Consider the following 23,140-nt stretch of genomic DNA (forward strand, 5'->3'; position numbering starts at 1 on the left):
TTAATTTTTAACTTTCAAAAAAGCCATAAAAGCAGATGATGGTATTTCAACTTTTCCTATCTGACGCATTTTTTTCTTTCCTCTTTTTTGTTTTTCTAAAAGTTTTCTTTTTCTAGTAATATCACCTCCATAACATTTTTCCGTAACATTTTTTCTTAAAGCCTTAATAGTTTCTCTTGCTATAATTTTTCCAGATACAGAAACTTGAATAGGAATACTAAATTGATGTCTTGGAATTAAGACAGATAATTCTTGACACACTTTTTTAGCCACAAAAAAAACTTTTGTTTTATGAACTAAAAGAGATAAAGCTTCTATTTTTTCATAATTAATCAATACAGTAATTTTTTTTAAATCCGAATCTTTATAACCAACAAAATTATAATCAAAAGACGCATATCCATTAGAAATAGTTTTTAACTTATCATAAAAGTCAAATATAATTTCCGATAAAGGAATTTCAAACATAATTTTAATTCTTTTTGAAGTCATATAATTATGATTCCCTACCATACTTCCTCTTTTTTCAATACATAATGATATGATGTTACCTATGTAAACATCTTTAGTTATAATAGAAACTAAAACATATGGTTCTTCTATTTTTTTCAATTTTTCTATTTCTGGAAAATCAGAAGGATTATTAATAATTAAAACTTTTTGATCATTTTTTTTATAAATTCTATAGGAAACACTAGGAATAGTAAGTATTACAGAAACATTATATTCACGTTCTAAACGATCTTTCACTATTTCCATATGAAGTAACCCTAAAAATCCACAATGAAAACCAAAACCTAATGCAGTAGAAGATTCAGGACTAAAAGAAAGCGCAGCATCATTTAATTGCAATTTTTCTATCGAAGAACGTAATTCTTCATATTTATCAGAAGTAACAGGGTAAATACTAGCAAAAACCATAGGTTTAAATTCCTTAAATTTTTGTATTGCTTTCTTAGCTGGGTTTTTAGCATCTGTTATTGTATCTCCTACTTTTATTTCTTTTGTATTTTTGATACCGGATACAACATATCCAACATCTCCTGTATTAATTTGATTCTTTGAAACACGTTGAAGTTTCAACGTACCTATCTCACAAGCAGAATAAATTTTTCCTGTAGACATAAATTGTAATTCTTGTCCTTTTCGGATAAAACCATTTTTTATTCTAAAAAACGCTTCTATTCCTCTAAATGGATTGTATAATGAATCAAAAATGAGTGCTTGTAAAGGAGCTTTTGGATCTCCTTTTGGAGCAGGAATACGTGTTACTATTTTATTTAAAACATTATCAATTCCTAATCCATTTTTAGCACTAACGGAAATAATATCTTTTTTTTCACATCCTACTAATTCCACAATTTCTTTTATGACATTTTCCGAAATGGAATCACATAAATCTATTTTATTTAAAATTGGAATAATAACTAAATGATTTTTTAATGCCAAAGAAAGATTAGATATAGTTTGTGCTTGTACACTCTTCGTACAATCAACAACTAATAGGGCTCCTTCACAAGCTGCAATAGAACGAGATACTTCATACGAAAAATCAACATGTCCAGGTGTATCTATAAGGTTCAAAATATATATTTTATTCTTATATTTATATTCCATTTGAACAGCATGACTTTTAATGGTTATTCCACGTTCTCTTTCTAAATCCATATCATCCAATAATTGATTTCGTTTTTTTTTCGAAACTGTTTTAGTGAATTCTAATAACCGATCAGCTAACGTGCTTTTTCCGTGATCTATATGTGCTATAATACAAAAATTACGAATATAATGAATCATGATTATTTGAAAATTTAAAATAATAAAATAACCTTGAAGGGAATCGAACCCATACCATAGGAATCGGAATCCTATATTCTATCCTATTAAACTACAAGGCTTTATGACGATTAAACATATTCATTGTTTTAAGCAGTCCATTTTCTATAAATGAAAGTATTATTTTTATACCTACATCTAATTTGGTAAATAAATCATTTATTTCTTCATTTTTCCAATTACCCAATACATAAGAATCTTTTTTCTTATCAAAGTCATAATGATTTTTTTTAATACCAAAACGAAGACGTGCATAATAAGATGTTCCTATTTCTTTTTCCACATTTTTTAAACCATTATGTCCTCCACTTCCTCCCTGTCCTCTAAGACGAAAATTACCAAAGTCTAAATAAATATCGTCGGATATCACAAGAATATTTGTTAATGTAATTTTTTTTTTATTCATCCAATATTTAATAGAAATTCCACTATGATTCATATAAGTAGAAGGTTTCAAAAAAAAAATCAATTTATTCTTATATTTAAATTCAGAAATAAAACCTAACTTTTTTTTTGAAAAAGAGAAAAAATATTTTTTAGACATTTGATCCAAAATTATAAAACCTAAATTATGTCTAGTTTTTTCATATAAATACCCTGGATTTCCTAATCCAACTATCAAAAATTTTTCTATGTTTTCTATTTTTTTTGTATAATATTTATTTAACGAAGAACTTCATATACAGATTCACCTATATTATCTGGTGATTGCACAATATGTATTCCATTTTTTTCCATGATTTTCATTTTTTCTTGTGCTGTCTCTATTTTTTTTTCTATAATAGCTCCAGCATGACCCATTGTTTTTCCTTTTGGAGCTGTTTGCCCAGCTATAAAACCTATCACCGGTTTTTTATTTTTTAATTTATATATCCATTCGGAGGCTTCTATTTCTAATTTCCCTCCTATTTCTCCAATCATAACAATACATTCTGTTTCTGAATCATGTAAAAATAATTTCATAATTTCTTTTACACTGATTCCAATAATAGAATCTCCACCTATTCCAATAGCAGTAGAAATTCCATAGCCAAATTTTACAATTTGGGATGCCGCTTCATAAGTTAGAGTTCCTGATCTAGAGATAATTCCTACATTTCCTTTCTTTTTAAAAACTGAATTAGGCATTATTCCTACTTTAGATTTTTCCGTAGAAATAACTCCAGGACAATTTGGTCCTATTAAACAAGATTTTTTCCCTTTCAAAAAATGTTTAATCCGAATCATATCTGAAACAGGAATTCCTTCTGTTATACACACAATAATTTGTATATTCACATAAATAGATTCTAAAATTGCATCAGAAGCAAAAGCAGGAGGAACAAAAATAACGCTTACATTTCCATCTGTATGATTTATTGCTTCTTCCATAGTATTAAAAATAGGAATTCCTAAATATATTTCACCTCCTTTTCCCGGAGTTATACCCCCTACTATAGTTGTTCCGTAATTTATCATTTGTTTAGTATGAAATAACCCTTCTTTACCAGTCAAACCTTGTACAAGGACTTTAGTGTTTTTATCTATCAAAATACTCATAACTTTTAAATTAATTTTATATCAAATGAATTAAATTTTATCTTTTAAATTTTTTATACTACTAATTATCCCTAAGATCCATTTTCTGTTTTGTATTTATTTTTTAATCTCCTTATTCTTGATTAAAATAAAAAAAATAAAAGAAAAGTATACAATAATTTAATTCCTTAAGAACAATTTATTATTATTCAATTCATTGTAATACTGTAAAAGGAGTTCTTAAAAAGAAAAAATTTTTTTCTTTTAATATGAGAAAAATAGGTACTTTAAAATTATATGAATATTTATTTCAAATTTTTTTTGGTAAAAAATTATTTTTTAATAATACGACCTATTACTAAATTTTTTCAGTTTTCCTTAAAAAAGGATATATTTTTTAGATAGTTAAATATTCCCAGCCTTTTTTTTTATAAATTTAAAATTTTTCACAGTTTTTAACTACTTTTGCAACAACTTCTGCTTCTACTACAAGTTTATTATTAACATAACCCATACCTTTCATATGGACAATTCCTCTTCTCATGGATTCTAATAAATGAACTTGAAAAATAATCATATCTCCAGGAACTATTTTTTGTTTAAACTTTACTTTGTCTATTTTTAATAAATAAGTAGAATATAATTTAGGGTGACTTAGTTTATTCAAAATAAGGATTCCTCCAACTTGTGCTATAGCTTCTATTTGTAATACCCCAGGCATAATTGGTTCTCTAGGAAAATGTCCTATAAAAAAAGATTCATTCATGGTCACATTTTTAACTCCTACAATACTATTTTCTGTTAAATCTATAATTTTATCTACCAACAAAAATGGAGGTTTGTGAGGTAGAATTTTCATAATATTTTTTATATCTAAAAGAGGTTTCTTTTTTAAATCAAATTCAGAAATATCATTTTTTTTAAATGTTTGAATTTTATTCATTAACTCCTTTAAAAATTGCATAATAATATAATTATCTGGATTATAAAAAATGAATTTACCTTTTATCTTGATTCCCATTAAAGTTAAGAAACCTATAATATCTAAAAGAAGATGCTTCGTGATTTCGTTGAACGTCTTATTATATTGATAATAAGAATTAATTTCTTTTTTTTGTTCGTTTTTTTGTAAACAAAGTAAGCAAAAAATTTTTGAACTTGCAATTTTTTGAAATTGATACACATGCTTAAAAATAGCATTTTTTGCATGATTTTTATTAAAATCTATAACAATCATAATTTCAAATTTTTTATAAGGAAACGCTATAATTTCACCCCCTGTTTTTGTATTTTCATAGGAAATTACTTTTGTTACAGAATAATATTTTCTTATTTCGTTTTGTTCTATTATTCCTACTTTTTGAATAGCTTCTACAAAAAACTTAGAAGAACCGTCCATAATAGGGATTTCAACATTATCTAATTCTATAATCATATTATCTAAATCCATACCTGTCAAAGCAGCCAAAATATGTTCAATGGTATAAATCTTAAACCCATTATTTTCCAAAACAATACCTTTATCTATGCTTCCTTTTATCATAAAAGAATAATGAACCTTAACCCAAGGTTTTTCTTTTATATCTGTTCTAATGAAAATAAAACCAGTATGAACTGGAGCTGGATTCAAAGTAATAGTTACTTTTTTTTTAGTATATAACCCAAATCCTTGTAAAGAAATTTTTTCTTTAATAGTTTTTTGCTTTTCAAGCATATAAATAATATTCTCTAATTATAGAATTAAACTTTTAATTAATAAAATCAATCATACTAGATATATAAATAAATTTGACAAAAAATATCATAAAAAAAATAAAAAATTTATGTAAATTATTTTCGTGTGTTTTTTTTTTGGTATTGTACCATGAACTTTTCAAGACGTATAATTTTCTTTTTTACAGGTTTTATTATTGGCATGTTGATACTATTTTTTTTATCCTTTCAAAAAAAAATTCTTAAAAAAGAAAAAAAACAGAAAATTATAAAATATTATGAAAAGAACTTATCAACCTTCAAATAGAAGAAAAGTAAATGTTCATGGATTTATGAAACGAATGAACACAAAAACAGGTCGAATAATTATCTCTAGAAGAAGAAAAAAAGGAAGAAAAAAACTTTCTGTTTCTTATTTTAAAAAATAAATTATAAAATTTTAAAATACTCCATACTTCCAATTTTAGGAAATCTTTCTCCTTTTTCTCCATAAAATTTTTTACCCTTTACGATAAGTTCTTCGTAAGCAAAATAATCGGATAAATCTCCTATATCCACTATTTTAGTAAAAATAGAAATATTTTTTTTCAATATATCAAACTTTTCAAAGTTCATTAACCCTATATCTACTAAAAGTTTAGTTTCATTTTTATATACTTGTACTTTTCTATATATTTTATCTAATAATATATTTTTATTTTTCGGAATAGAAAAATAAGATTTATAATCTGTTTCAATATTTTCTATAGCAGAAACAAAATAAATTCCTGTTATAATAGATAATACACTATATTTTCTAATAATTTCTTTATGAAAATCTTTAGGATAATTACCTGACTCAATTAAAACACAAGGATAACCTAATTTTTGTAAATTATCTCCAGTTGCTGTAGGGTATAATTCATCAGAAAATCTTCCTATTGATCCTATATCAGGCAAAATTTTATGAATTTTTTCTACAATAAAGTTTATTACTCCCATAGATTTTTTCCTACTTATAGTAAAAACATCTTTTTTTATAGATATAGAAGGAGATAGAAAAGATAAAATAGCAGGATTAAAACTTTTATAACCAACATTATAAATGCTTCTTTGATCATGTAAATTAAATAAAATATCAGGTTTGTTTTTCTCTATTTCTTGAAATAAAATTTTTGTTTCTGGAGATTGTAAACGAATTGCATCCCTATTTAAATCTATATTTACAGCATTTCTTCTTTGAAAAATCTCTGATCCATCAGGATTTAACATTGGAATAAAAAAAATAGTTAATTTTTTTTTTAAGAATTTAACTAAATCACAATTTTTTTTTAATAAAAAAAAATGAAAAATATCAAACATAGATTTTGTTCCAGTTGTTTCATTTCCATGCATTTGAGACCAAATGAATATTTTTATTTTCCCCATACCCCATTTTATTTTGAAAATTTCTCTTTTTTCTATAGAAAATCCTATAGGAATAATAGAGCATATATCTTTATACTTATTCATGATTTTTAATAAATCAGAATGTATAAAAATTTTTGAACTACTAATTCTTCTATCTTTAAAAGATTCATAACTTTGATATAATGATAGAATATCGAAACACAACATAATTGATTATTTGATTTTCTTATAAAATTTTATTTATGATTATGACTTTGTGTATATATATGAAAATTATTTTATTTTTCATTAAATGAAAAATATTTTATTATAAAAATAAATAATAATGAAAACAATAAATAACAAAATTATAAAACAAAAAATAAAAACGAATTTTCAATATTTATTATGAAAAATTATTTTAAAATAAGCTATATCGAATCGATTTTATTAATAGTGGGATTTGTTGCATTAAACTTTTTTAATGTTATTCTTAGAAAATTATTGATTTATATTAATTTACCTGAAAGTATGATATTTTCAATATCATATACTTTTCCTTTTATTTTTTTATTTATTTTTATATCTCATCAAACTCAAAAAAAAAACCTTATTATAGATTTATCCATGAAATTATCTCCATGGTATATTTATTTTATTATTTTTTGTATGATGTTTTGTATGATTATTATCAATGAATTCTTTTCTTCATTAGTTCCAAGAGAAGGGCCCATACTAGGGAATATGTATAAGGAAATTGAAGAGTTTCTGAGAGAAGAAATTAAAAATCCAATTCCTTTTTTTTCTACTACAATATTGTTAGCTCCTATATGCGAAGAAGTTCTTTTTAGAGGTATTATTTTGAATGGAATGTTAAAAAATAAAATTCATCCTATAAAAGCAATTTTATTTTCTTCATTTCTATTTGGATTAACTCATATGAATCCATGGCAATTTGTAGGAGGACTCATTATTGGTAGTTTTATAGGATTTATTTATTTTATAACTTCTTCTATTATAAACTGTATATTATTGCATGTTTTTAATAATGCATTTGCTATATTTACTATGTTTTTATTTATGAAAAATGAGGATTCTCTTTTATCGAAAGAAGGAGTAAATACAGATTTTGGATTGATTTTAATAACATCTTTTATTATAATAATTAGTGGAAGTATTTTTCTTTTAAAAAAGAAAAAGGAAAATATAAAAAAACAAGATTAAACATTTTTATAAAGATTATAAAAAAAATCAGTTATAAACATAAACTATAAAATTCTTTGAAAAATTCTTTTTATAATGAAAAAGTCTTCATTAACTATTTTAGGGTGTCATTCTTCTATACCCGCAAATAAAAAATTTCATCCTACTGCTCAAATATTGGAAATGAAAGGTTTTTCCTTTCTTATTGATTGTGGTGAAGGAACGCAAGTTCAATTAAGAAAAGCAAAAATAAAATTTAATAAAATAATACACATATTTATATCTCATTTACATGGAGATCATTTTTTTGGACTTATTGGATTACTATCCACTTTTCATTTATTAGGTAGAGAAAAATCAGTAAATATTTATGCTCCAAAAGGTTTAAAAGAAATTATAGATGTTCATTTTAAATGGTCTTATACCAAACTTAAATATTGTATAGATCATATAGAATTATCATCCAGTAAATTGGAAAAAATTATGGAAAATAAAGAAATAGAAGTTTTTTCCATTCCATTGAAACATAGAATTTATACGAATGGATTTCTTTTTAGAGAAAAACCCAGTAATAGAAAATTAAATATAGAAGAAATTAAAAAAATACCAGAGATTAAAATCAAAGACTATCCTGATTTAAAATCAGGAAAAGATTTTAAAACTAAAAATGGAGAAATCATATCCAATTGTCAATTGACATTTGATCCTCCTAAAATATTATCTTACGCTTTTTGTTCAGACACATCTTTTTATTTACCTATAGTCGAACATATAAAATATGTAGATTTATTATATCACGAATCCACATTTCTAAAAGAAGAAGAAAACAGAGCTATTCATACAGGTCATTCTACAGCAAACCAGGCAGCATACATAGCTAAAAAAGCAAAAGTTAAAAAACTATTATTAGGACATTATTCCAATAGATTTCCTAATATTAAGGAATTTGAAAAAGAAGCAAAAGAAATATTTTTTAATGTGGAAACATCTGAACCTCTTAAGAAATATCATTTATAATAGTAAAAAATCATATTCTGAATTCTTTTTAAGGAAAAAAGAGAGATGATTGATCCTATTAATAAAATTAGACATGCAACCATATAAGAATCTTCTATTGTAATTTTAACAGGAAAAGCTATTGTTTTATCTATTTTAAATATTTTATATTTTGTTTGTAGGAAACAAACAATATAAGATATAAATAAACCAATTAAACAACCAAAAATATTAATCATTAATCCTATATATAAAAATATCATCTTAATTTTATTCAAAGAAAAACCCATATTCCATAATGTAAAAAGTTCTTTTATTTTATCTAATTGTAAAATAAAAATAGCACTAAATAAACTAAATCCAATGATTAACATCATTAATGTAAATAAAAAATATATAAATACTTTTTCTGTATTCAGAATTTTATAAAAAACTCTCCTTCTTTCTTCACGTGTTATTATATTAAATTTTGGACCTAACTTTTTTTTTAAAACATTTTTAACTTTTCCTATATTAGCTTTATCATCAATTCTGATTTCTAATGTGTGAAAAAATTTTTTTTTCATTACGTTTTGAAATTCGGATAAATCACAAAATAAATATTGTTTATCCATTTTAGTTATAAAATGAAAAACTCCTTTTATTGAAACCTTCTTTTTTATAAAAAGAAAAACTAAAATATTTTTTTTATTTTTTTTGCAATCAAAAATAAGTATTTGTAAAGGGGTATCAAGAACATGAAAAAACATTGGAAAATATGAAACCATAGAATTCCATTCAACATATATATTTAAATGATTAAATTTATTTTTTTTAAAACTTATTTTTTTAAATTTTTCCATTACTTTCTCATACTCATTATCTACTCCTTTTAAAAAGAGGAAATATTCATGATTATTATAACGAAAAATAACTTTTTTTTCGGTAGTCCTAGAATAAGCTATAATTTCTTTTATAGTTCTCACTTGTTTTACAACATTATTATCAGTAAAAACATTTTTTTCATTTGAATAAGAAATAGTAATATCAGGATAATAATTTTGATAAAATTTTTTATTTAAGTCTTTTAATCCAGAAAAAACAAATAAAATTGTGGATAAAGAAAATGTGGTTACACTAATAGATAAAATTGATAAAAAAACAATAATATTAACAAGATTAGTCCTTTTCTTAGAAAAAAAATAACGTATAGATATATAAAAAGAAGTTTTCAAAAACTATTAAATATTATACAGTCGCACAGAAATGCAATTCTGGAATTTTTTTCACACGATATCTAAGTCTTTTAGAAAGCAATTTTCTATAAAACTTAGATCTGCTACGAATATAGCTGAATACTTTTTGATCCAGAAAAGGATAAACAATAATATATGCTTTTATTAAGTTTATTTCAGGATTGAAATATACCCTCATCAAAGTAACTAAAATTCTATTTTTATTTTGATTAAAATAAATTTCCTCATTATTAATAATTTCTGCTATTTCCATAAAAAATATTGAAGATAATCTATTATTTTTAATCAAATTCACTTTTTTCATAATTTTATCAATTGAATTACAAGTATAATATGAAGAAAACTTTCAAAAAATTTGTAATAGGAAAAATAATGTTGTAAACTTGCACAGTTTTCATTTTTTTTTCAGGTCCCATAGCTCAGTTGGTTAGAGCACCTGACTCATAATCAGGGAGTCGCTGGTTCAAATCCAGCTGGGACCACTCTTTTTTTGTAACTGGGGAGGGATTCGAACCCACAACTTACAGTTTAGGAAACTATTGTTCTGTCCTAATTGAACTACCCAGTCTTGGTTTCTATAACAGAAACAATTGATTTGTTATTTTTCCCTTTTTTAAAAGAAACATAACCATTTTTGATAGCATATAAAGTATGATCTTTTCCTATTCCTACATTTTTTCCCGGATGATGTTTTGTTCCTCTTTGACGAATTATGATATTACCAGAATTAACGTATTGGTTACCATATATTTTAACACCTAATCTTCTTCCTGACGAATCTCTTCCATTTCTAGAACTTCCAGAACCTTTTTTATGAGCCATATATTATTATTCTATTTTTTTTCTAAAAAAGAAATTATTTTTATTTTTGAAAATAAAGGTCTAAATCCATTTTTAACTTTATATCCTTTTCTTCTTTTTTTCTTAAAAATAATGATTTTTTTACCTTTTATATGTTGTAATATTTTTATTTTTACGTTTATTTTCTCTAAAAAAGGATTTCCTAAAAATACTGTTCCTTCTTTATAAAATAAAACAACTTGATTTAATAATATTTCTTCTCCTACATTTGTAGAAATGTGAGGAATGTAAACATATTTATTTTCAATAAGTTTAAATTGTTTATCTTTTATATTAACAATAGCATACATAATGAATAAATAATCTAAGATAGTTTTTTTTATTTCAATAAAATTTTTTTTGCTTTTAAAAGACCTTCAAACAAATAATCTATTTCTTTAAAAGTATTATATATAGAAAAACTAATACGAATCATTCCTGGAACTTTAAAAAATTCCATAAGAGGTTGTGCACATAAATGACCTGTTCTAACCGCAATTCCCAAACGATCTAAGATACTTCCCACATCAAAACAATGTAATTTATTTAAGTTAAACGAAATAATACCCGATTTTTTAGAAAAATCGTTACTTTTTCCATATAATTGGATTCCATCTATTAAACTTAAACGTTTTACAGCATATATCAAAAGATTTTTTTTATAAGATTGAATATTAGAAATTCCTATTTCTTTTACAAAATCTATAGCAAAACCCCATACAATAATTCCTTCTATGTTTGGAGTCCCCGCTTCAAATTTAAATGGTAAATCGGAATAGGTTGTTTGATTGAAACTCACATTTTTAATCATTTCACCTCCAAATTGATAAGGATGTAATTTTTCTAATATTTTCTTTTTTCCATATAATATACCAATTCCAGTAGGTCCATACATTTTATGAGCAGAAAAAACATAAAAATCAACATTTAAATCTTGTACATCTAAATCTAGATTAGATGGAGCTTGAGCTCCATCAATTAAAACTAAAGCCCCATATTCATGAGATTTTTTAATAATATTTTTGATCGGGTTTATAATCCCTAAAACATTAGATATATGACTAATAGAAACTATTTTTGTTTTTTTTGAAATTAAAAATTCAAAATCCTTTAATTTTAAAAATCCGTTTTCATAAATAGATATTATTTTCAAAATAGCACCTTTCTTTTTACAAAGAACTTGCCACGGAACAAAATTTGAGTGATGTTCAATACAAGAAATAATGACTTCGTCTCCTTTTTTTAAAAAAGGATCCATACTAGAAGCCACTAAATTTATAGATTCTGTAGTACCTTTTGTAAATATAATTTCTGAAGAATATCTTGCATGAATAAACTTTTGAAGTTTTTCCCTTACTTTTTCAACATAAAAAGTGGCTTTATGACTAAGATAATGCAGACCTCTATGAACATTAGAATTCATAGTATTATAATAATCTTGAGATGCTTGAATTACTTTTAAAGGTTTTTGAGTTGTTGCTGCATTATCCATATAAACTAAAGGATTAGAATATACTCTTTCTTTTAAAATAGGAAATTGATTTCTTATTTTCTGTATTTCTTTTTCTGAAAACATATATTATTATAAGTGTTTATATAATTTTTCCATCATTTTTTGATGTATAAATTTTTTCAATTCAAAAATATGAATAGGAACCAACATTTCTTCTAAAAAAGATAACAATAATAACATTTTAGCTTTTTTTTCAGGAAGACCCCTTGATTGAAGATAAAATAATTCAGATTCTTGTATATTACCTACGGTACAACCATGTGAACACTTTACATGTTCAGAATAAATTTCTAATTGAGGTTTAGCATATAAACACACTTCATCGGAAAGAATAATATTATGATTTTTTTGAAAAGCATCTATTTCTTTGATAAATTTATCAACAACTATTTTTCCATTAAAAATACCTTTGGATTTTTCACATAAAATATTCTTATACAGTTGAAAACTGTAAGAATTTGAACAAAAATGTTTTATCAAAGTATGATGATCGACAAATTGTTTTCCTGACAAAAGAGAAATTCCATATAAATAAGAATAAGTTTTTTCTCCACTAGAATAAAATTTTAAATTATTTCTTATAAAATTTCCTTGAATAGAAAAAGTGTACACAGTGCATTTGCTGTTTTTATTTTGTTTTAAAAATGTATTATCTATTACAGAAGTCTCTTCTGAATCATTTTGTACTTTATAATAATCAATTATACTATGGTTCATAGCATAAATTTCACTAACAGAATTTAGAAAAACAAGATGTTTTTTTAAACATTTATAATGTTCTATAATTTTAACATAAGAATACTCCCCTACTATAATCAAATTTCTGTGATTCAACATAATTTTAGATTCAATACTACCTGTAGATATATGCAATATCTCTATAGGATCATCTAAAAATGTATTATCAGGAATATAAATATATGCTCCATCTTTTAATAGCAATGTGTTTAGAGTATAAAATGTATCATATTGGTACGATAATCTACCATAATAATCTTTAATTTCATTTTCCTTTACAGACGCTATATTTGATAAAATAATATTTTTTGTATGAGTGTAAGAAAGATAAGGGTTATATTTTCCATCTACAAAAATCAAAATAAAAGATTTTTCTTTTTTTAAAAAAGTGAATTCTTCTATTTTTTTATGTTCTATATTTTTTATTTTTTCATTATCGGAAACAATATTATAATCCTGATTAATAATTGAATCAATATCTGTATTTTTCCATTCCTCATTTATAGAAGAAGAAGGAAATCCTTTTTTTTGAAAAAAACTAGAATGTTTTTTTTGTAAAAAAGATATATAAGAACCCACTTTTTTTTCATAAGAAAAATTATTAATTAACAAAGTTATTTTTTCTTTTAACTGCATGTTTTTTTTTGTTTATACTTGGCTCCTTATTATCCAATCATATCCTTTTTTTTCTAATTTTTCAGCTAATTTTTGATTTCCTGAATAAATAATTTTTCCATTATATAGAACATGTATAACATAATCTGAAAAAATGTAATCTAATAATCTTTTGTAATGAGTAATAATTAAAATAGAATTTTTATCATTTTTAAAAGTATTAATACCTTGAGCAACTATACGTAAAGCATCTATATCTAAACCTGAATCCACTTCATCTAAAATAGATAATAAAGGATCTAACATCATCATTTGAAATATTTCATTACGTTTTTTCTCACCACCCGAAAAACCTTCGTTTAAAGAACGATAATAAAAATCATCTTCAATACCCAATAAAGAAGATTTTTCTTTTATTTTTAAAATAATATCTTTAGAAGACATTTTATTCACATTTTTTGCTTCTTGAATAGAATTAATCGCTGTTTTAATAAAATTTATGATGGATATTCCAGGTATTTCTACTGGATGTTGAAAAGAAAGAAAAATACCTAAATGTGCCCGTTCTTCTGGTAACAAATTTTTCAAGTTTTTACTAAAAAAATAAATATTACCTTCGGTTATTTTATATTCTTTTTTTCCTGCTATTACAGAAGCAAGAGAACTTTTTCCAGATCCATTAGGTCCCATAATAACATGTATTTCTCCTGCATTTATTTTTAAATTAATTCCTCTAAGAACTTTTTTATTTCCTATAGAAACATGTAAATTTTCTATATTTAACATAATTTTTATTATTATCCTACAGATCCTTCCAAAGAAATTTCTAAAAGTTTTTGGGCTTCTATTGCAAATTCCATGGGAAGTTTTTTCAAAACTTCATTACTAAAACCATGAACAATTAAAGAAATTGCTTTTTCTGTACTTATTCCTCTTTGATTACAATAAAAAATTTGATTTTCTCCAATTTTTGAAGTTGTAGCTTCATGTTCCACTTTGGAAGTGGAATTATATACATGAATATATGGAAAAGTATGAGCTCCACATTTATTTCCAATTAATAAAGAATCACATTGAGAAAAATTACGAGAATGGATCGCTTGAGAAGCAATTTTTACCAAACCTCTGTAATTATTTTGAGCTTTTCCAACGGATATTCCTTTTGATATAATAACACTTTTAGTATGTTTTCCTATATGTATCATTTTAGTTCCCGTATCTGCTTGTTGAAAATCTTTAGTTAAAGCCAAAGAATAAAATTTTCCCATGGAAAAATCACCTTTTAAAATACAAGATGGATATTTCCAGGTGATTGAAGAACCTGTTTCTACTTGTATCCAAGATATTTTTGCTTTTTTTTCACATAATCCACGTTTTGTAACAAAATTTAAAACACCTCCTTCTCCTTTTTTATTTCCAGGGTACCAATTTTGAACGGTAGAATATTTAATTTCGGCATTTTCCAATGCTATAATTTCTACCACAGCTGCATGTAATTGATGTTCTTTTCTTTGTGGAGCAGTACATCCTTCTAGATAACTAACATAAGAATCTTTATCTGCGATAATTAAAGTCCTTTCAAACTGACCAGTTTTATTTTCATTAATACGAAAATATGTAGATAGTTCCATAGGACAACGTATTCCTTTTGGAATATAACAGAAAGAACCATCTGAAAATACAGCCGAATTTAAGGCTGCATAAAAATTATCTCTTTTGGAAACAACTGAACCTAAATATTTTTTTACAATATTTGGATGTTTTTTTAAAGCATCGTTTATAGAACAAAATATGATTCCTTTTTCTTGTAATTTTTTTTGAAATGTAGTAACTAAAGAAACGGAATCTAATACTATATCTGTTGCTACACCTGAAAGTATTTTTTGTTCTTCTATAGGAACTCCTAATCTGTTAAAGGTATTTATTAATTCTGGATCTACTTCTTCCAAATTATTTAAATCTATTTTTTTTTTGGGAGCAGAGTAATAACTTATTTTTTGAAAATCTGGAGTCTGATATTTTATATTAGCCCATTTTGGAGGATCCATTTTTTTCCATATATAATAAGATTCTAACCTCCAATCCAACATCCATGTTGGTTCCTTTTTTTTTTCTGTTATTTTTCGAATAACTTCCTCATTTAAACCTTCTGGAATTTTGTCTGATTCTATTGGAGTATAGAAACCATATTTGTATTCAGATTCAGATAAATCTTTCAGTATTTTATTATTTTTTTTCATTTCATTATGATGAAAAACTCTTTCCACATCCACATGTATGTTTAGCTTTAGGATTATTAAAATAAAATCCTTTTCCATCTAATCCATCTGAATATTCTAATATTGTTCCTTTCAAATAAGGAACACTATCTTGATCAACTAGTATTTTCATTTCTTTATGTTGAAAAAGCTTGTCTCCTTCTTGTTTTTTTTGATCAAAAGTAAGCTCATAAGACATTCCTGAACAACCACCAGATTTAACTCCAAATCTCACAAAAGAAACATTATGAGAAAGTCCTTCTTTTTTCATGAGAGAAATTAATTTGTTTTTAGCTTCTTCAGATATAAAAACCATATTTTTTTAATTTAAAATTAAACAAGATAAAAAAATAAAGATAATTTTTTTACATGATTAAAATTATTTAATTATTTTTAACAACCCAACTAATTTTAGTTAGTCCTTCTTTAACCCCCCATTTATTTGTCATTCCAGCGTTAACCTCCAAAATATATTTTATGTTTGTGTTTGAAGGGAAATTTATAATTTCTATATCTTTCATAGGATTTATATATTTATTCACAAAAATAACAGTATCAAATTGATCGATATATACAATATCTAGAGGAATTTGTACATTTTTCATGTTTATTTGTTTATATTCTTCTTGATTTTTCAATAAAAATAACATTCCTCTATTTTCTTTTATATAAGATCTATATTTTAATCCATTTTTTTTTTCCGTATCTAAATATGCTAATTCTATATCTATTTTTTTTATAATGAAATTATTATTTATTAAATATAATTCTCCATTTTTAATAAATTTGATTTCTAACAGATTCCCAATTTCTAAAAACATATCAGAATCATCAAAAAATCTTTCAGAAGAATTTATAATAAAACAAAAACATATTATCAAAAATAAAAAAATATTGTTTTTTTTCATTTTTTATTAAGAATATTTTTTTATTTTTGATACATTCAAAAGAAGAAATCCAAAAATAATAAAAGGGATGCTTAGCCATTGCCCTGTATTTATAGATAAAAAATTAATAGTTTCTTTTCCTTGTGGTTCTTTTAAAAATTCTAGAAAAAAACGAACAGACCAAAGTAAAATAAAAAAAATTCCGGATAAAAATCCATTATGATTTTTTTTACCTATTTTGTATAAATACCAAAGTAATAAGAAAATTATTAAATAACTAATTGACTCGTAGATTTGTGTAGGATGTCTAGGTACTATTTCTCCATATTCCGTATCCATTTGTACAAATTTCACCCCCCAAGGTAACTTTTCACTGCATGGTTTTCCTACGATTTCAGAATTAAAAAAATTTCCTATTCTAATAAAAACAGAAGATATTGATATAGGAATGCATAATCTATCACATAACCAAATAAAAGATTTATCCTTTAAAATTGTTTTACAATAAAAAAAACTAGACAAAATGATTCCTACAGTTGCCCCATGACTAGATAAACCTCTAAATCCAATAAATTCATAGCCTTTTATAAATCCTAATAAAAAATTATGCTGATTTCTTCTTATAGGGAGAAAAATTTCAATCCAATGATCTGAAAAATATGAAAAATCATAAAATAAAGCTTGACCTAACCTTGCTCCTATAAAAGTTCCAAAAAAAGTGAAGATAAATAAATGGTCCAAATATTTTTTATTTATATTATCATTTTGATAAAAATATTTCATGATATACCATCCTAACAAAAAAGAAATCACAAACATTAGACTATAAACATGAATGAAAAAATTTTTCCACAAATTAAATTTGTGAATAGGATCCCAAATAATATATCCTAATCTTTCCATAATTTATTAAATTGATTTTTTAGAATCATAAACCGAAGATCCCCACGGATTACATTTGATAATTCTTCCTACACTTAGAAAAAGTGCTTTGATTAGATTCCATTTCTTTAATGATAAAATCATATAATTTGAACAAGTTGGTATATATCTGCAATTATTACCTATCCATGGAGATATTAACATTTGATATAATCTAATAACTTTTATAAAAAAATTTTTTATAATTTTCATGTGTATTCTTTTTTAATAAAATTTAAAGAGGAACCAGCTTTAAACCATTGAATTTCTTTTTTATTATAAGAATGCTGTACTATAATCTTTTCTTTAAATCCGTTATTATGAATTAATTCCACTTTTATGTTTTGATTAGGGCGTATATTTTTTACATAAAAATGTAAAGTATCTTCTTCTTGAATTTTGTAATAATCATTAGGATTTAAAAAAGTTAGAGCTAAAATTCCTTGTTTTTTCAAATTTATTTCGTGTATTCTAGAAAAAGATTTAACAAGGACTATACGAACTCCTAAAAAACGAGGTTCCATGGCTGCATGTTCTCTTGAAGAGCCTTCTCCATAATTATATTCTCCTACAATTAAAGTTTGTATATTTTTTGACTTATAAAATTTAGCAAGATCATAAACAGTACTATAATTTCTCGTTATAACATTTTTTACTTTATTTTTTTCATGATTGAAAGCATTTATAGCTCCCATTAATAAATTTTCAGAAATCTTTTCAAGATGACCTCTATATTTTAACCATGGACCAGCCATAGAAATATGATCTGTGGTACATTTTCCTTTTATTTTTATCAGAAGTTTAATATTAAGTAAATTATTTTTATCCCATTCTAGAAATGGAGATAAAATCTGTAATCTTTTAGAATTTTTTTCTATGATTACAGATAAATTTTTATTATTTTTTTCTATCCAATTTTCATATCCTAATTCTTTTAGATTAAATTTTTTTTTAGGAATCTCCATTGATTTAGGTTCTTCAAATTTCACATACTCTCCTATTTCATTTTTTAGTTTATCTTTTACAGGATTAAAAGTTAAATCTCCAGAAAAAACTAAAGCAGTGACAATTTCCGGAGACGCTATAAAAGTATGTGTTTTTGGATTTCCATCATTACGAGATGAAAAATTTCTATTAAAAGAATGAATAATTGTATTTTTTTTTTTTACATATTCTTTTTCTTTATTTCCTTTTCTTACCCATTGTCCAATACAAGGACCACAAGCATTAGAAAAAATTTTAGCTCCAGCATTTTTAAAAATAGATAAAAACCCTTTTTCTTTCATGAGAGAATAAATTTTCTTAGATCCTGGTGATATCATATATTCTGAATTCATTTTCAACTTCTTTTTTTTCGCTTGTTGAATTATTGATATTGCTTTTGACAAATCTTCATAAGAAGAATTTGTACAAGAACCAATTAGTCCTACCTCAATTTTTGTGGGCCAATTGTTTTGGATTGCTTCTTTTTTCATTTGAGAAATGGGAGTGGCTTTATCTGGAGTAAAAGGACCATTAATATATGGTTCTAAAACATTTAAATTTATTTCTATTACTTTATCATAATAATTATGTGGTTCTTTATACACTTCTGGATCTGCCTTCAAAAAATCTTTTATTTTTTCTGACATCATAGATATCTGATCCCTTCCATTTTTATTTAAAAAATCCTTCATTCTAACATCATAAGGAAATAAAGAAGCTGTAGAACCTATTTCTGCACCCATATTACATATGGTAGCTTTTCCAACACAAGAAATACTATCAACTCCTTCTCCAAAGTATTCAATTATATAATTTTTTCCTCCAGAAACTCCAATCATTCCAGATAATTTTAGGATTATATCTTTAGATGAAGTCCAACCATTAATTTTTCCTATCAAATTTATTCCCATTATTTTAGGAATTTTCAATTCTAAAAACGACCCTGACATTATTTCAGCTGCATCAGATCCTCCAGTTCCTATCGCTAACATACCTAATCCTCCAGCATTAGGAGTGTGAGAATCTGTTCCTATAATCATACCTCCAGGAAACGCATAATTTTCTAAAACTACTTGATGGATTATTCCTGATCCAGGTCCCCAAAAATCTATTCCATATTTATGAGATGCTGATCTCAAAAAATTATATATTTCTTTATTTTCTTCTATTGCGTTTTTTAAATCTAAATCTGATCCATCTTTAGCAGATATGAGATGATCACAATGAATAGAAGTCGGAACAAATGTTTTAAATTTTTTGGTTTGCATGAATTGTAACAATGTCATTTGAGCCGTTGCATCTTGCATTATAACACGATCGGGTAAAAAATTCATGTAATCTTCATTTTTGTCTATAAAACTTTTTTTATTTTTTGTTTTCTCAACTAAATGAGAATACAATATTTTTTCAGAATAAGTCATCGGATGATCTATTAAATTCCGGATTTTTTCAATTTTATATAAAAAATTTGAATAAAAATGTTGAATCATATCAATATCAAAAATCATATAAAAATTATATATTTTAATATACGAAAATTACATTTCGTTTAAAAACGAATTTATTTCATTGTAAAAGTCTGTGGTATTGTCTATATGAATCCAATGACCAGATTTTGTTATAGTATGAATAGTAGATTTTGGAAATAACTTTCGTATATAATTATAATCTTCATTATTCAGATAATCTGAATATTCACCTCGTAAAAATAGTGTAGAACCATGATATATCCCGTTTTTTATTTCTCTATGAATTAAAAAATTATAATTTTTTTCGATTTTTAATAGAGAAAAAGAAAAACATAATTTTCCATTTTCTTTTCTTTTAATACATTTAGATAAAAACGATACGATTTTCATATCAGAGATATTTTTTCTCAAAAAAAATTCAAGCTCTTTTCTAGTATTAATAAAATTAAAATCTACTTTTTTTAAAATATGAATTAATTTTTCTTGATTGTTATAAGTATAAGCTTTAGGACTAATATCCAGAATTATAATTTTTTTCGGAATAATAGGATATTTTATAGAAAAATCCATAACAGCTCTACCTCCCATAGAATGTCCTATTAATATAGGAGAATTTAATTTATAATTATTAATATATTCTAATATATCCTCTGATATAAGATCATAATTCATTTTATCAGAAACAAAACTTTTTCCATGATTTCTAATATCCAAAAGATGGATTTGGTAAAATTTTTCAAAATTCCTAGCAAAAGAAATCCAATTACTTCCATCTCCAAATAAACCATGAAAAACTAAAATAGGAATACCAGATCCATAAATTTTAGAATACATAATCATTGTATAATATGTTTATTTGATTTACTTACTTTGTGAATTCTTTTTAAATAACTTTGTATTGTATTTTCTAAACCCATATATAGAGATTCATGAATTAAAGAATGTCCAATAGAAACCTCTGATATATTTGGTATTTTTTCTATTAAAAAATAAATATTGTCTAAATTTAGATCATGTCCAGCATTAATTAACATATGATTACTTACAGCAATTTTTGCTGTATCAATATATGGTTCAATACAATTCCATTTTTTGGACGCATATCCTGTAGCAAAATAGCCTGTATACAATTCTATTCTATCCGCTCCTGTTTTAGCAGCATATGAAACTAATTCCGGTTTTGGATCCAAAAAAATAGAAGTACGAATTCCATTCTCTTTTAATTTTCTAATTCTATCAGTCAAAAAATCTTGATATAAAAAAGTATTCCATCCAGAATTTGATGTTATTGCATTAATAGGATCAGGAACTAAAGTGACTTGTGATGGTTTTACATCTAATACTAATTTCATAAATTTTTCAGTAGGATTTCCTTCAATATTTAATTCTGTTGTAATTATAGAACTGATATCATAAACATCTTTATATCTAATATGTCTTTCATCAGGACGTGGATGTACTGTAATTCCTTGACATCCAAATTTTTGAACATCTATTGCTACCTGAGATACATTGGGGGTATCTCCTCCTCTTGCATTTCTTAATGTAGCTATTTTATTTAGATTAACACTTAATTTTACCATTTTGTTAAAATTTCTTTTTTAGTTACTTGTGTAATTTCTAAATCAAATTCTTTTGCAGCTGTTAATAAATGATCAAAAACACTAGCTTGTATTTGTTCGTATTGAATTGATTCAGAAGTATCTGTAAAACAATATAATTCTACAGGTAATCCATATGGAGTAGGTTCTAAATGTCTAACCATTAGAGTTTCTGATTGCGATATTTTTGGATGTTGTGATAAATATTCAAACGCATATTGACGAAAAAGACCAATATTTGTTAATCTTCTACCATTAATATTTACACTGACATCAAGATTTTTTTCTTTATTAAAAAGATCTATTTCTTTTTGTTTTTTTTGGATGTAATTCTTAATTAAATAAACGTGTTGAAATTTTTTTAAATTGTTTGAATTACAAAAATGAAAAGATTGTATATTAAATAAAATAGATCTTTTAATTCTGCGTATATTTTTTTGACGCATAAATTCAAAATTTATAACAGCTGTAGAAATTAAATCGTAAGTAGGTACACTAGTAATAGTTTTATCAAAGTTTTCTAACTTTGCAGAAGTTAAATTGATTTCAATAACTGTTCCTTCTATATTATATTTAGGAATTCTGATCCAGTCTCCTACTTTTATCATTTTAGTAGATGCCATTTGTACTCCTGAAACAAATCCAAGTATTGTATCTCTAAATACTAATATAAAAAAAGCTGTAATAGCTCCTAAACTAGTTAAAACAGTAATCAGATCATTTTTTGTCAGAATAGCAATAATGACTAAAATACAAAATATAATAGATATAATTTTTAGTAATTGTGAAAAAGAACGAACTGCTATTGTTTGGTGGTTATTTTCACTTGTAGCTATTCTCATAATAGAATTTACTACTCGAATTAAAAATTGTAGAATAATTAAAACAAATAATATATCAAATATTTTTTCTAAATAAATGATTATTGTATGGTTTTTTTTGAAAAAAGGTTCAATTAATATTAAACCAATAGATAATGGAAAAAAATGCGCTAAACTATCAAAAACCTTATTCTCATAAAGAATATTTAAAATATTATTCCAAATAAAATGAGTGGAATTTATTATTCTTTTTCCTATGAAACGGACTCCTCTATTAAAAATAAATTCTAAAATTATTAAAAAAAAAGTAAAAAATAAAATTTTACCAATTATTACGAAAGTTATAGTAATCCACTTTTTTAAATTTAAATTATGAACAATTTCATAAAATTCTTGAATCTGAAAAACAATTGTTACTATTTTTTCGATAAAAGTTATATCATACATAAAGCCAAAATTATTGCTTAATTGATTCATATCATTAAATAATTAACTATATTTTTAATTATTTCCAATAATTTTTTAGATTTTCATTTTATATGTTTTGTAGATTGGATAATATAATAGATATTGAGTTTATTTAGAATGATCAAAATTTTGACTCAATTTTTAAAATTTAAATTT

Annotated in this window: 24 protein-coding genes and 3 tRNA genes; 4 read left to right on the top strand and 23 right to left on the bottom strand. The window is 24.3% G+C overall.

The annotated features are described in order from the left end of the window. From lepA to fabZ, 5 genes are all read right to left on the bottom strand, one after another. A complete protein-coding gene (gene lepA, locus H0H44_RS02950) occupies positions 1 to 1,794 on the bottom strand; it encodes a translation elongation factor 4 (RefSeq protein ID WP_185871958.1) in 1,794 nt (597 codons plus the stop codon). A gap of 31 nt (positions 1,795 to 1,825) precedes the next feature. Continuing rightward, a tRNA-Arg gene (locus tag H0H44_RS02955) sits at positions 1,826 to 1,898 on the bottom strand. Then, positions 1,889 to 2,458: an aminoacyl-tRNA hydrolase gene (pth, locus tag H0H44_RS02960; RefSeq protein WP_238786131.1), complete on the bottom strand. Its 570-nt coding sequence runs from the start codon at positions 2,456 to 2,458 to the stop codon at positions 1,889 to 1,891. Before pth ends, H0H44_RS02955 begins: the two co-directional genes overlap by 10 nt. A 41-nt stretch (positions 2,459 to 2,499) precedes the next feature. Beyond that, positions 2,500 to 3,375: a succinate--CoA ligase subunit alpha gene (gene sucD, locus H0H44_RS02965; protein ID WP_185871628.1), complete on the bottom strand. Its 876-nt coding sequence runs from the start codon at positions 3,373 to 3,375 to the stop codon at positions 2,500 to 2,502. A 415-nt stretch (positions 3,376 to 3,790) separates the two neighbouring features. Continuing rightward, positions 3,791 to 5,068: a 3-hydroxyacyl-ACP dehydratase FabZ gene (fabZ, locus tag H0H44_RS02970; protein WP_185871629.1), complete on the bottom strand. Its 1,278-nt coding sequence runs from the start codon at positions 5,066 to 5,068 to the stop codon at positions 3,791 to 3,793. Positions 5,069 to 5,345: 277 nt separating this feature from the next. Between fabZ and rpmH the strand changes: the two genes are divergently transcribed. Then, on the top strand, positions 5,346 to 5,495 hold the full coding sequence (rpmH, locus tag H0H44_RS02975; RefSeq protein WP_185871630.1) for a 50S ribosomal protein L34: 150 nt from the start codon (positions 5,346 to 5,348) through the stop codon (positions 5,493 to 5,495). A 1-nt stretch (position 5,496) separates the two neighbouring features. On the opposite strand, the gene H0H44_RS02980 is transcribed toward rpmH, so the two are convergent. Beyond that, entirely contained in the window at positions 5,497 to 6,663 is a 1,167-nt protein-coding gene (locus H0H44_RS02980) for a M14 family zinc carboxypeptidase (protein ID WP_185871631.1), read from the bottom strand. 180 nt (positions 6,664 to 6,843) lie between these two features. Here H0H44_RS02980 and H0H44_RS02985 point away from each other — a divergent pair, with 180 nt between their 5' ends. Together H0H44_RS02985 and H0H44_RS02990 are read left to right on the top strand one after the other, a co-directional pair. Continuing rightward, positions 6,844 to 7,659, top strand: a complete 816-nt coding sequence (locus H0H44_RS02985; protein ID WP_185871632.1) for a CPBP family glutamic-type intramembrane protease — start codon at positions 6,844 to 6,846, stop codon at positions 7,657 to 7,659. Between the two features lie 75 nt (positions 7,660 to 7,734). Next, on the top strand, positions 7,735 to 8,655 hold the full coding sequence (locus H0H44_RS02990; RefSeq protein ID WP_185871633.1) for a ribonuclease Z: 921 nt from the start codon (positions 7,735 to 7,737) through the stop codon (positions 8,653 to 8,655). On the opposite strand, the gene H0H44_RS02995 is transcribed toward H0H44_RS02990, so the two are convergent. Together H0H44_RS02995 and H0H44_RS03000 are read right to left on the bottom strand one after the other, a co-directional pair. Next, positions 8,646 to 9,848, bottom strand: coding sequence for an ABC transporter permease (locus tag H0H44_RS02995; RefSeq protein WP_185871634.1), 1,203 nt, complete (start codon positions 9,846 to 9,848; stop codon positions 8,646 to 8,648). The two genes, H0H44_RS02990 and H0H44_RS02995, sit on opposite strands and share 10 nt — an antisense overlap. A gap of 13 nt (positions 9,849 to 9,861) precedes the next feature. After that, positions 9,862 to 10,173 carry a ribosome-binding factor A gene (locus H0H44_RS03000; protein ID WP_185871635.1) on the bottom strand — a complete coding sequence of 104 codons (312 nt, stop codon included), beginning with the start codon at positions 10,171 to 10,173 and terminating at the stop codon, positions 9,862 to 9,864. 104 nt (positions 10,174 to 10,277) lie between these two features. Between H0H44_RS03000 and H0H44_RS03005 the strand changes: the two genes are divergently transcribed. Next, positions 10,278 to 10,351, top strand: a tRNA-Ile gene (locus H0H44_RS03005). An 11-nt stretch (positions 10,352 to 10,362) separates the two neighbouring features. Here H0H44_RS03005 and H0H44_RS03010 read toward each other — a convergent pair. The 15 genes from H0H44_RS03010 to H0H44_RS03080 form a co-directional block, all read right to left on the bottom strand. Beyond that, positions 10,363 to 10,437 (bottom strand) — tRNA-Arg (locus H0H44_RS03010). Next, on the bottom strand, positions 10,428 to 10,691 hold the full coding sequence (gene rpmA / locus H0H44_RS03015) for a 50S ribosomal protein L27 (protein WP_185871636.1): 264 nt from the start codon (positions 10,689 to 10,691) through the stop codon (positions 10,428 to 10,430). Before rpmA ends, H0H44_RS03010 begins: the two co-directional genes overlap by 10 nt. 11 nt (positions 10,692 to 10,702) lie before the next feature. Continuing rightward, the gene (rplU, locus tag H0H44_RS03020) at positions 10,703 to 11,020 is read right to left on the bottom strand and encodes a 50S ribosomal protein L21 (protein ID WP_238786132.1); all 318 of its coding nucleotides are present in this window, start codon (positions 11,018 to 11,020) and stop codon (positions 10,703 to 10,705) included. Positions 11,021 to 11,049: 29 nt separating this feature from the next. Continuing rightward, positions 11,050 to 12,285, bottom strand: a complete 1,236-nt coding sequence (locus H0H44_RS03025; protein ID WP_185871637.1) for a SufS family cysteine desulfurase — start codon at positions 12,283 to 12,285, stop codon at positions 11,050 to 11,052. A 6-nt stretch (positions 12,286 to 12,291) separates the two neighbouring features. Next, positions 12,292 to 13,596: a Fe-S cluster assembly protein SufD gene (sufD, locus tag H0H44_RS03030; protein WP_185871638.1), complete on the bottom strand. Its 1,305-nt coding sequence runs from the start codon at positions 13,594 to 13,596 to the stop codon at positions 12,292 to 12,294. Positions 13,597 to 13,608: 12 nt separating this feature from the next. Next, positions 13,609 to 14,361 (bottom strand): Fe-S cluster assembly ATPase SufC, encoded by a 753-nt coding sequence (gene sufC, locus H0H44_RS03035; protein WP_185871639.1) that lies wholly within the window; start codon positions 14,359 to 14,361, stop codon positions 13,609 to 13,611. Positions 14,362 to 14,372: 11 nt separating this feature from the next. After that, complete coding sequence (gene sufB, locus H0H44_RS03040; protein WP_185871640.1) at positions 14,373 to 15,815, bottom strand: Fe-S cluster assembly protein SufB; 1,443 nt, start codon at positions 15,813 to 15,815, stop codon at positions 14,373 to 14,375. 4 nt (positions 15,816 to 15,819) lie between these two features. Next, positions 15,820 to 16,149 (bottom strand): HesB/IscA family protein, encoded by a 330-nt coding sequence (locus tag H0H44_RS03045; RefSeq protein WP_185871641.1) that lies wholly within the window; start codon positions 16,147 to 16,149, stop codon positions 15,820 to 15,822. 67 nt (positions 16,150 to 16,216) lie between these two features. Continuing rightward, complete coding sequence (locus tag H0H44_RS03050) at positions 16,217 to 16,741, bottom strand: DUF192 domain-containing protein (RefSeq protein WP_185871642.1); 525 nt, start codon at positions 16,739 to 16,741, stop codon at positions 16,217 to 16,219. A 6-nt stretch (positions 16,742 to 16,747) separates the two neighbouring features. Next, positions 16,748 to 17,623, bottom strand: coding sequence for a prolipoprotein diacylglyceryl transferase (lgt, locus tag H0H44_RS03055; protein WP_185871643.1), 876 nt, complete (start codon positions 17,621 to 17,623; stop codon positions 16,748 to 16,750). Positions 17,624 to 17,629: 6 nt separating this feature from the next. Beyond that, positions 17,630 to 17,854 (bottom strand): membrane protein insertion efficiency factor YidD, encoded by a 225-nt coding sequence (gene yidD, locus H0H44_RS03060; protein ID WP_185871644.1) that lies wholly within the window; start codon positions 17,852 to 17,854, stop codon positions 17,630 to 17,632. Further along, on the bottom strand, positions 17,851 to 20,133 hold the full coding sequence (locus tag H0H44_RS03065; RefSeq protein WP_185871645.1) for an aconitate hydratase: 2,283 nt from the start codon (positions 20,131 to 20,133) through the stop codon (positions 17,851 to 17,853). The genes yidD and H0H44_RS03065 overlap by 4 nt, the downstream gene beginning before the upstream one ends. A 30-nt stretch (positions 20,134 to 20,163) precedes the next feature. Beyond that, a complete protein-coding gene (locus H0H44_RS03070; protein ID WP_238786133.1) occupies positions 20,164 to 20,928 on the bottom strand; it encodes an alpha/beta fold hydrolase in 765 nt (254 codons plus the stop codon). Positions 20,929 to 20,930: 2 nt separating this feature from the next. Next, positions 20,931 to 21,677, bottom strand: a complete 747-nt coding sequence (locus H0H44_RS03075) for a pyridoxine 5'-phosphate synthase (protein WP_185871647.1) — start codon at positions 21,675 to 21,677, stop codon at positions 20,931 to 20,933. Further along, entirely contained in the window at positions 21,671 to 22,993 is a 1,323-nt protein-coding gene (locus H0H44_RS03080; RefSeq protein WP_238786134.1) for a mechanosensitive ion channel family protein, read from the bottom strand. Before H0H44_RS03080 ends, H0H44_RS03075 begins: the two co-directional genes overlap by 7 nt. Positions 22,994 to 23,140 lie beyond the last annotated feature (147 nt).

Origin of the sequence: Blattabacterium cuenoti (genome assembly GCF_014252115.1) — a bacterium.
GTDB lineage: Bacteria > Bacteroidota > Bacteroidia > Flavobacteriales > Blattabacteriaceae > Blattabacterium > Blattabacterium cuenoti_AK.

What these genes read in the sequence shown, in the direction of transcription:
- sucD (WP_185871628.1), bottom strand. Translation starts at nt 3,375, where the DNA reads ATGAGTATTTTGATAGATAAAAACACTAAAGTCCTTGTACAAGGTTTG.
- fabZ (WP_185871629.1), bottom strand. Translation starts at nt 5,068, where the DNA reads ATGCTTGAAAAGCAAAAAACTATTAAAGAAAAAATTTCTTTACAAGGA.
- rpmH (WP_185871630.1), top strand. Translation starts at nt 5,346, where the DNA reads ATGAAAAGAACTTATCAACCTTCAAATAGAAGAAAAGTAAATGTTCAT.
- H0H44_RS02980 (WP_185871631.1), bottom strand. Translation starts at nt 6,663, where the DNA reads ATGTTGTGTTTCGATATTCTATCATTATATCAAAGTTATGAATCTTTT.
- H0H44_RS02985 (WP_185871632.1), top strand. Translation starts at nt 6,844, where the DNA reads ATGAAAAATTATTTTAAAATAAGCTATATCGAATCGATTTTATTAATA.
- H0H44_RS02990 (WP_185871633.1), top strand. Translation starts at nt 7,735, where the DNA reads ATGAAAAAGTCTTCATTAACTATTTTAGGGTGTCATTCTTCTATACCC.
- H0H44_RS03000 (WP_185871635.1), bottom strand. Translation starts at nt 10,173, where the DNA reads ATGAAAAAAGTGAATTTGATTAAAAATAATAGATTATCTTCAATATTT.
- rpmA (WP_185871636.1), bottom strand. Translation starts at nt 10,691, where the DNA reads ATGGCTCATAAAAAAGGTTCTGGAAGTTCTAGAAATGGAAGAGATTCG.
- rplU (WP_238786132.1), bottom strand. Translation starts at nt 11,020, where the DNA reads ATGTATGCTATTGTTAATATAAAAGATAAACAATTTAAACTTATTGAA.
- H0H44_RS03025 (WP_185871637.1), bottom strand. Translation starts at nt 12,285, where the DNA reads ATGTTTTCAGAAAAAGAAATACAGAAAATAAGAAATCAATTTCCTATT.
- sufD (WP_185871638.1), bottom strand. Translation starts at nt 13,596, where the DNA reads ATGCAGTTAAAAGAAAAAATAACTTTGTTAATTAATAATTTTTCTTAT.
- sufC (WP_185871639.1), bottom strand. Translation starts at nt 14,361, where the DNA reads ATGTTAAATATAGAAAATTTACATGTTTCTATAGGAAATAAAAAAGTT.
- sufB (WP_185871640.1), bottom strand. Translation starts at nt 15,815, where the DNA reads ATGAAAAAAAATAATAAAATACTGAAAGATTTATCTGAATCTGAATAC.
- H0H44_RS03045 (WP_185871641.1), bottom strand. Translation starts at nt 16,149, where the DNA reads ATGGTTTTTATATCTGAAGAAGCTAAAAACAAATTAATTTCTCTCATG.
- H0H44_RS03050 (WP_185871642.1), bottom strand. Translation starts at nt 16,741, where the DNA reads ATGAAAAAAAACAATATTTTTTTATTTTTGATAATATGTTTTTGTTTT.
- lgt (WP_185871643.1), bottom strand. Translation starts at nt 17,623, where the DNA reads ATGGAAAGATTAGGATATATTATTTGGGATCCTATTCACAAATTTAAT.
- yidD (WP_185871644.1), bottom strand. Translation starts at nt 17,854, where the DNA reads ATGAAAATTATAAAAAATTTTTTTATAAAAGTTATTAGATTATATCAA.
- H0H44_RS03065 (WP_185871645.1), bottom strand. Translation starts at nt 20,133, where the DNA reads ATGATTTTTGATATTGATATGATTCAACATTTTTATTCAAATTTTTTA.
- H0H44_RS03070 (WP_238786133.1), bottom strand. Translation starts at nt 20,928, where the DNA reads ATGTATTCTAAAATTTATGGATCTGGTATTCCTATTTTAGTTTTTCAT.
- H0H44_RS03075 (WP_185871647.1), bottom strand. Translation starts at nt 21,677, where the DNA reads ATGGTAAAATTAAGTGTTAATCTAAATAAAATAGCTACATTAAGAAAT.
- H0H44_RS03080 (WP_238786134.1), bottom strand. Translation starts at nt 22,993, where the DNA reads ATGAATCAATTAAGCAATAATTTTGGCTTTATGTATGATATAACTTTT.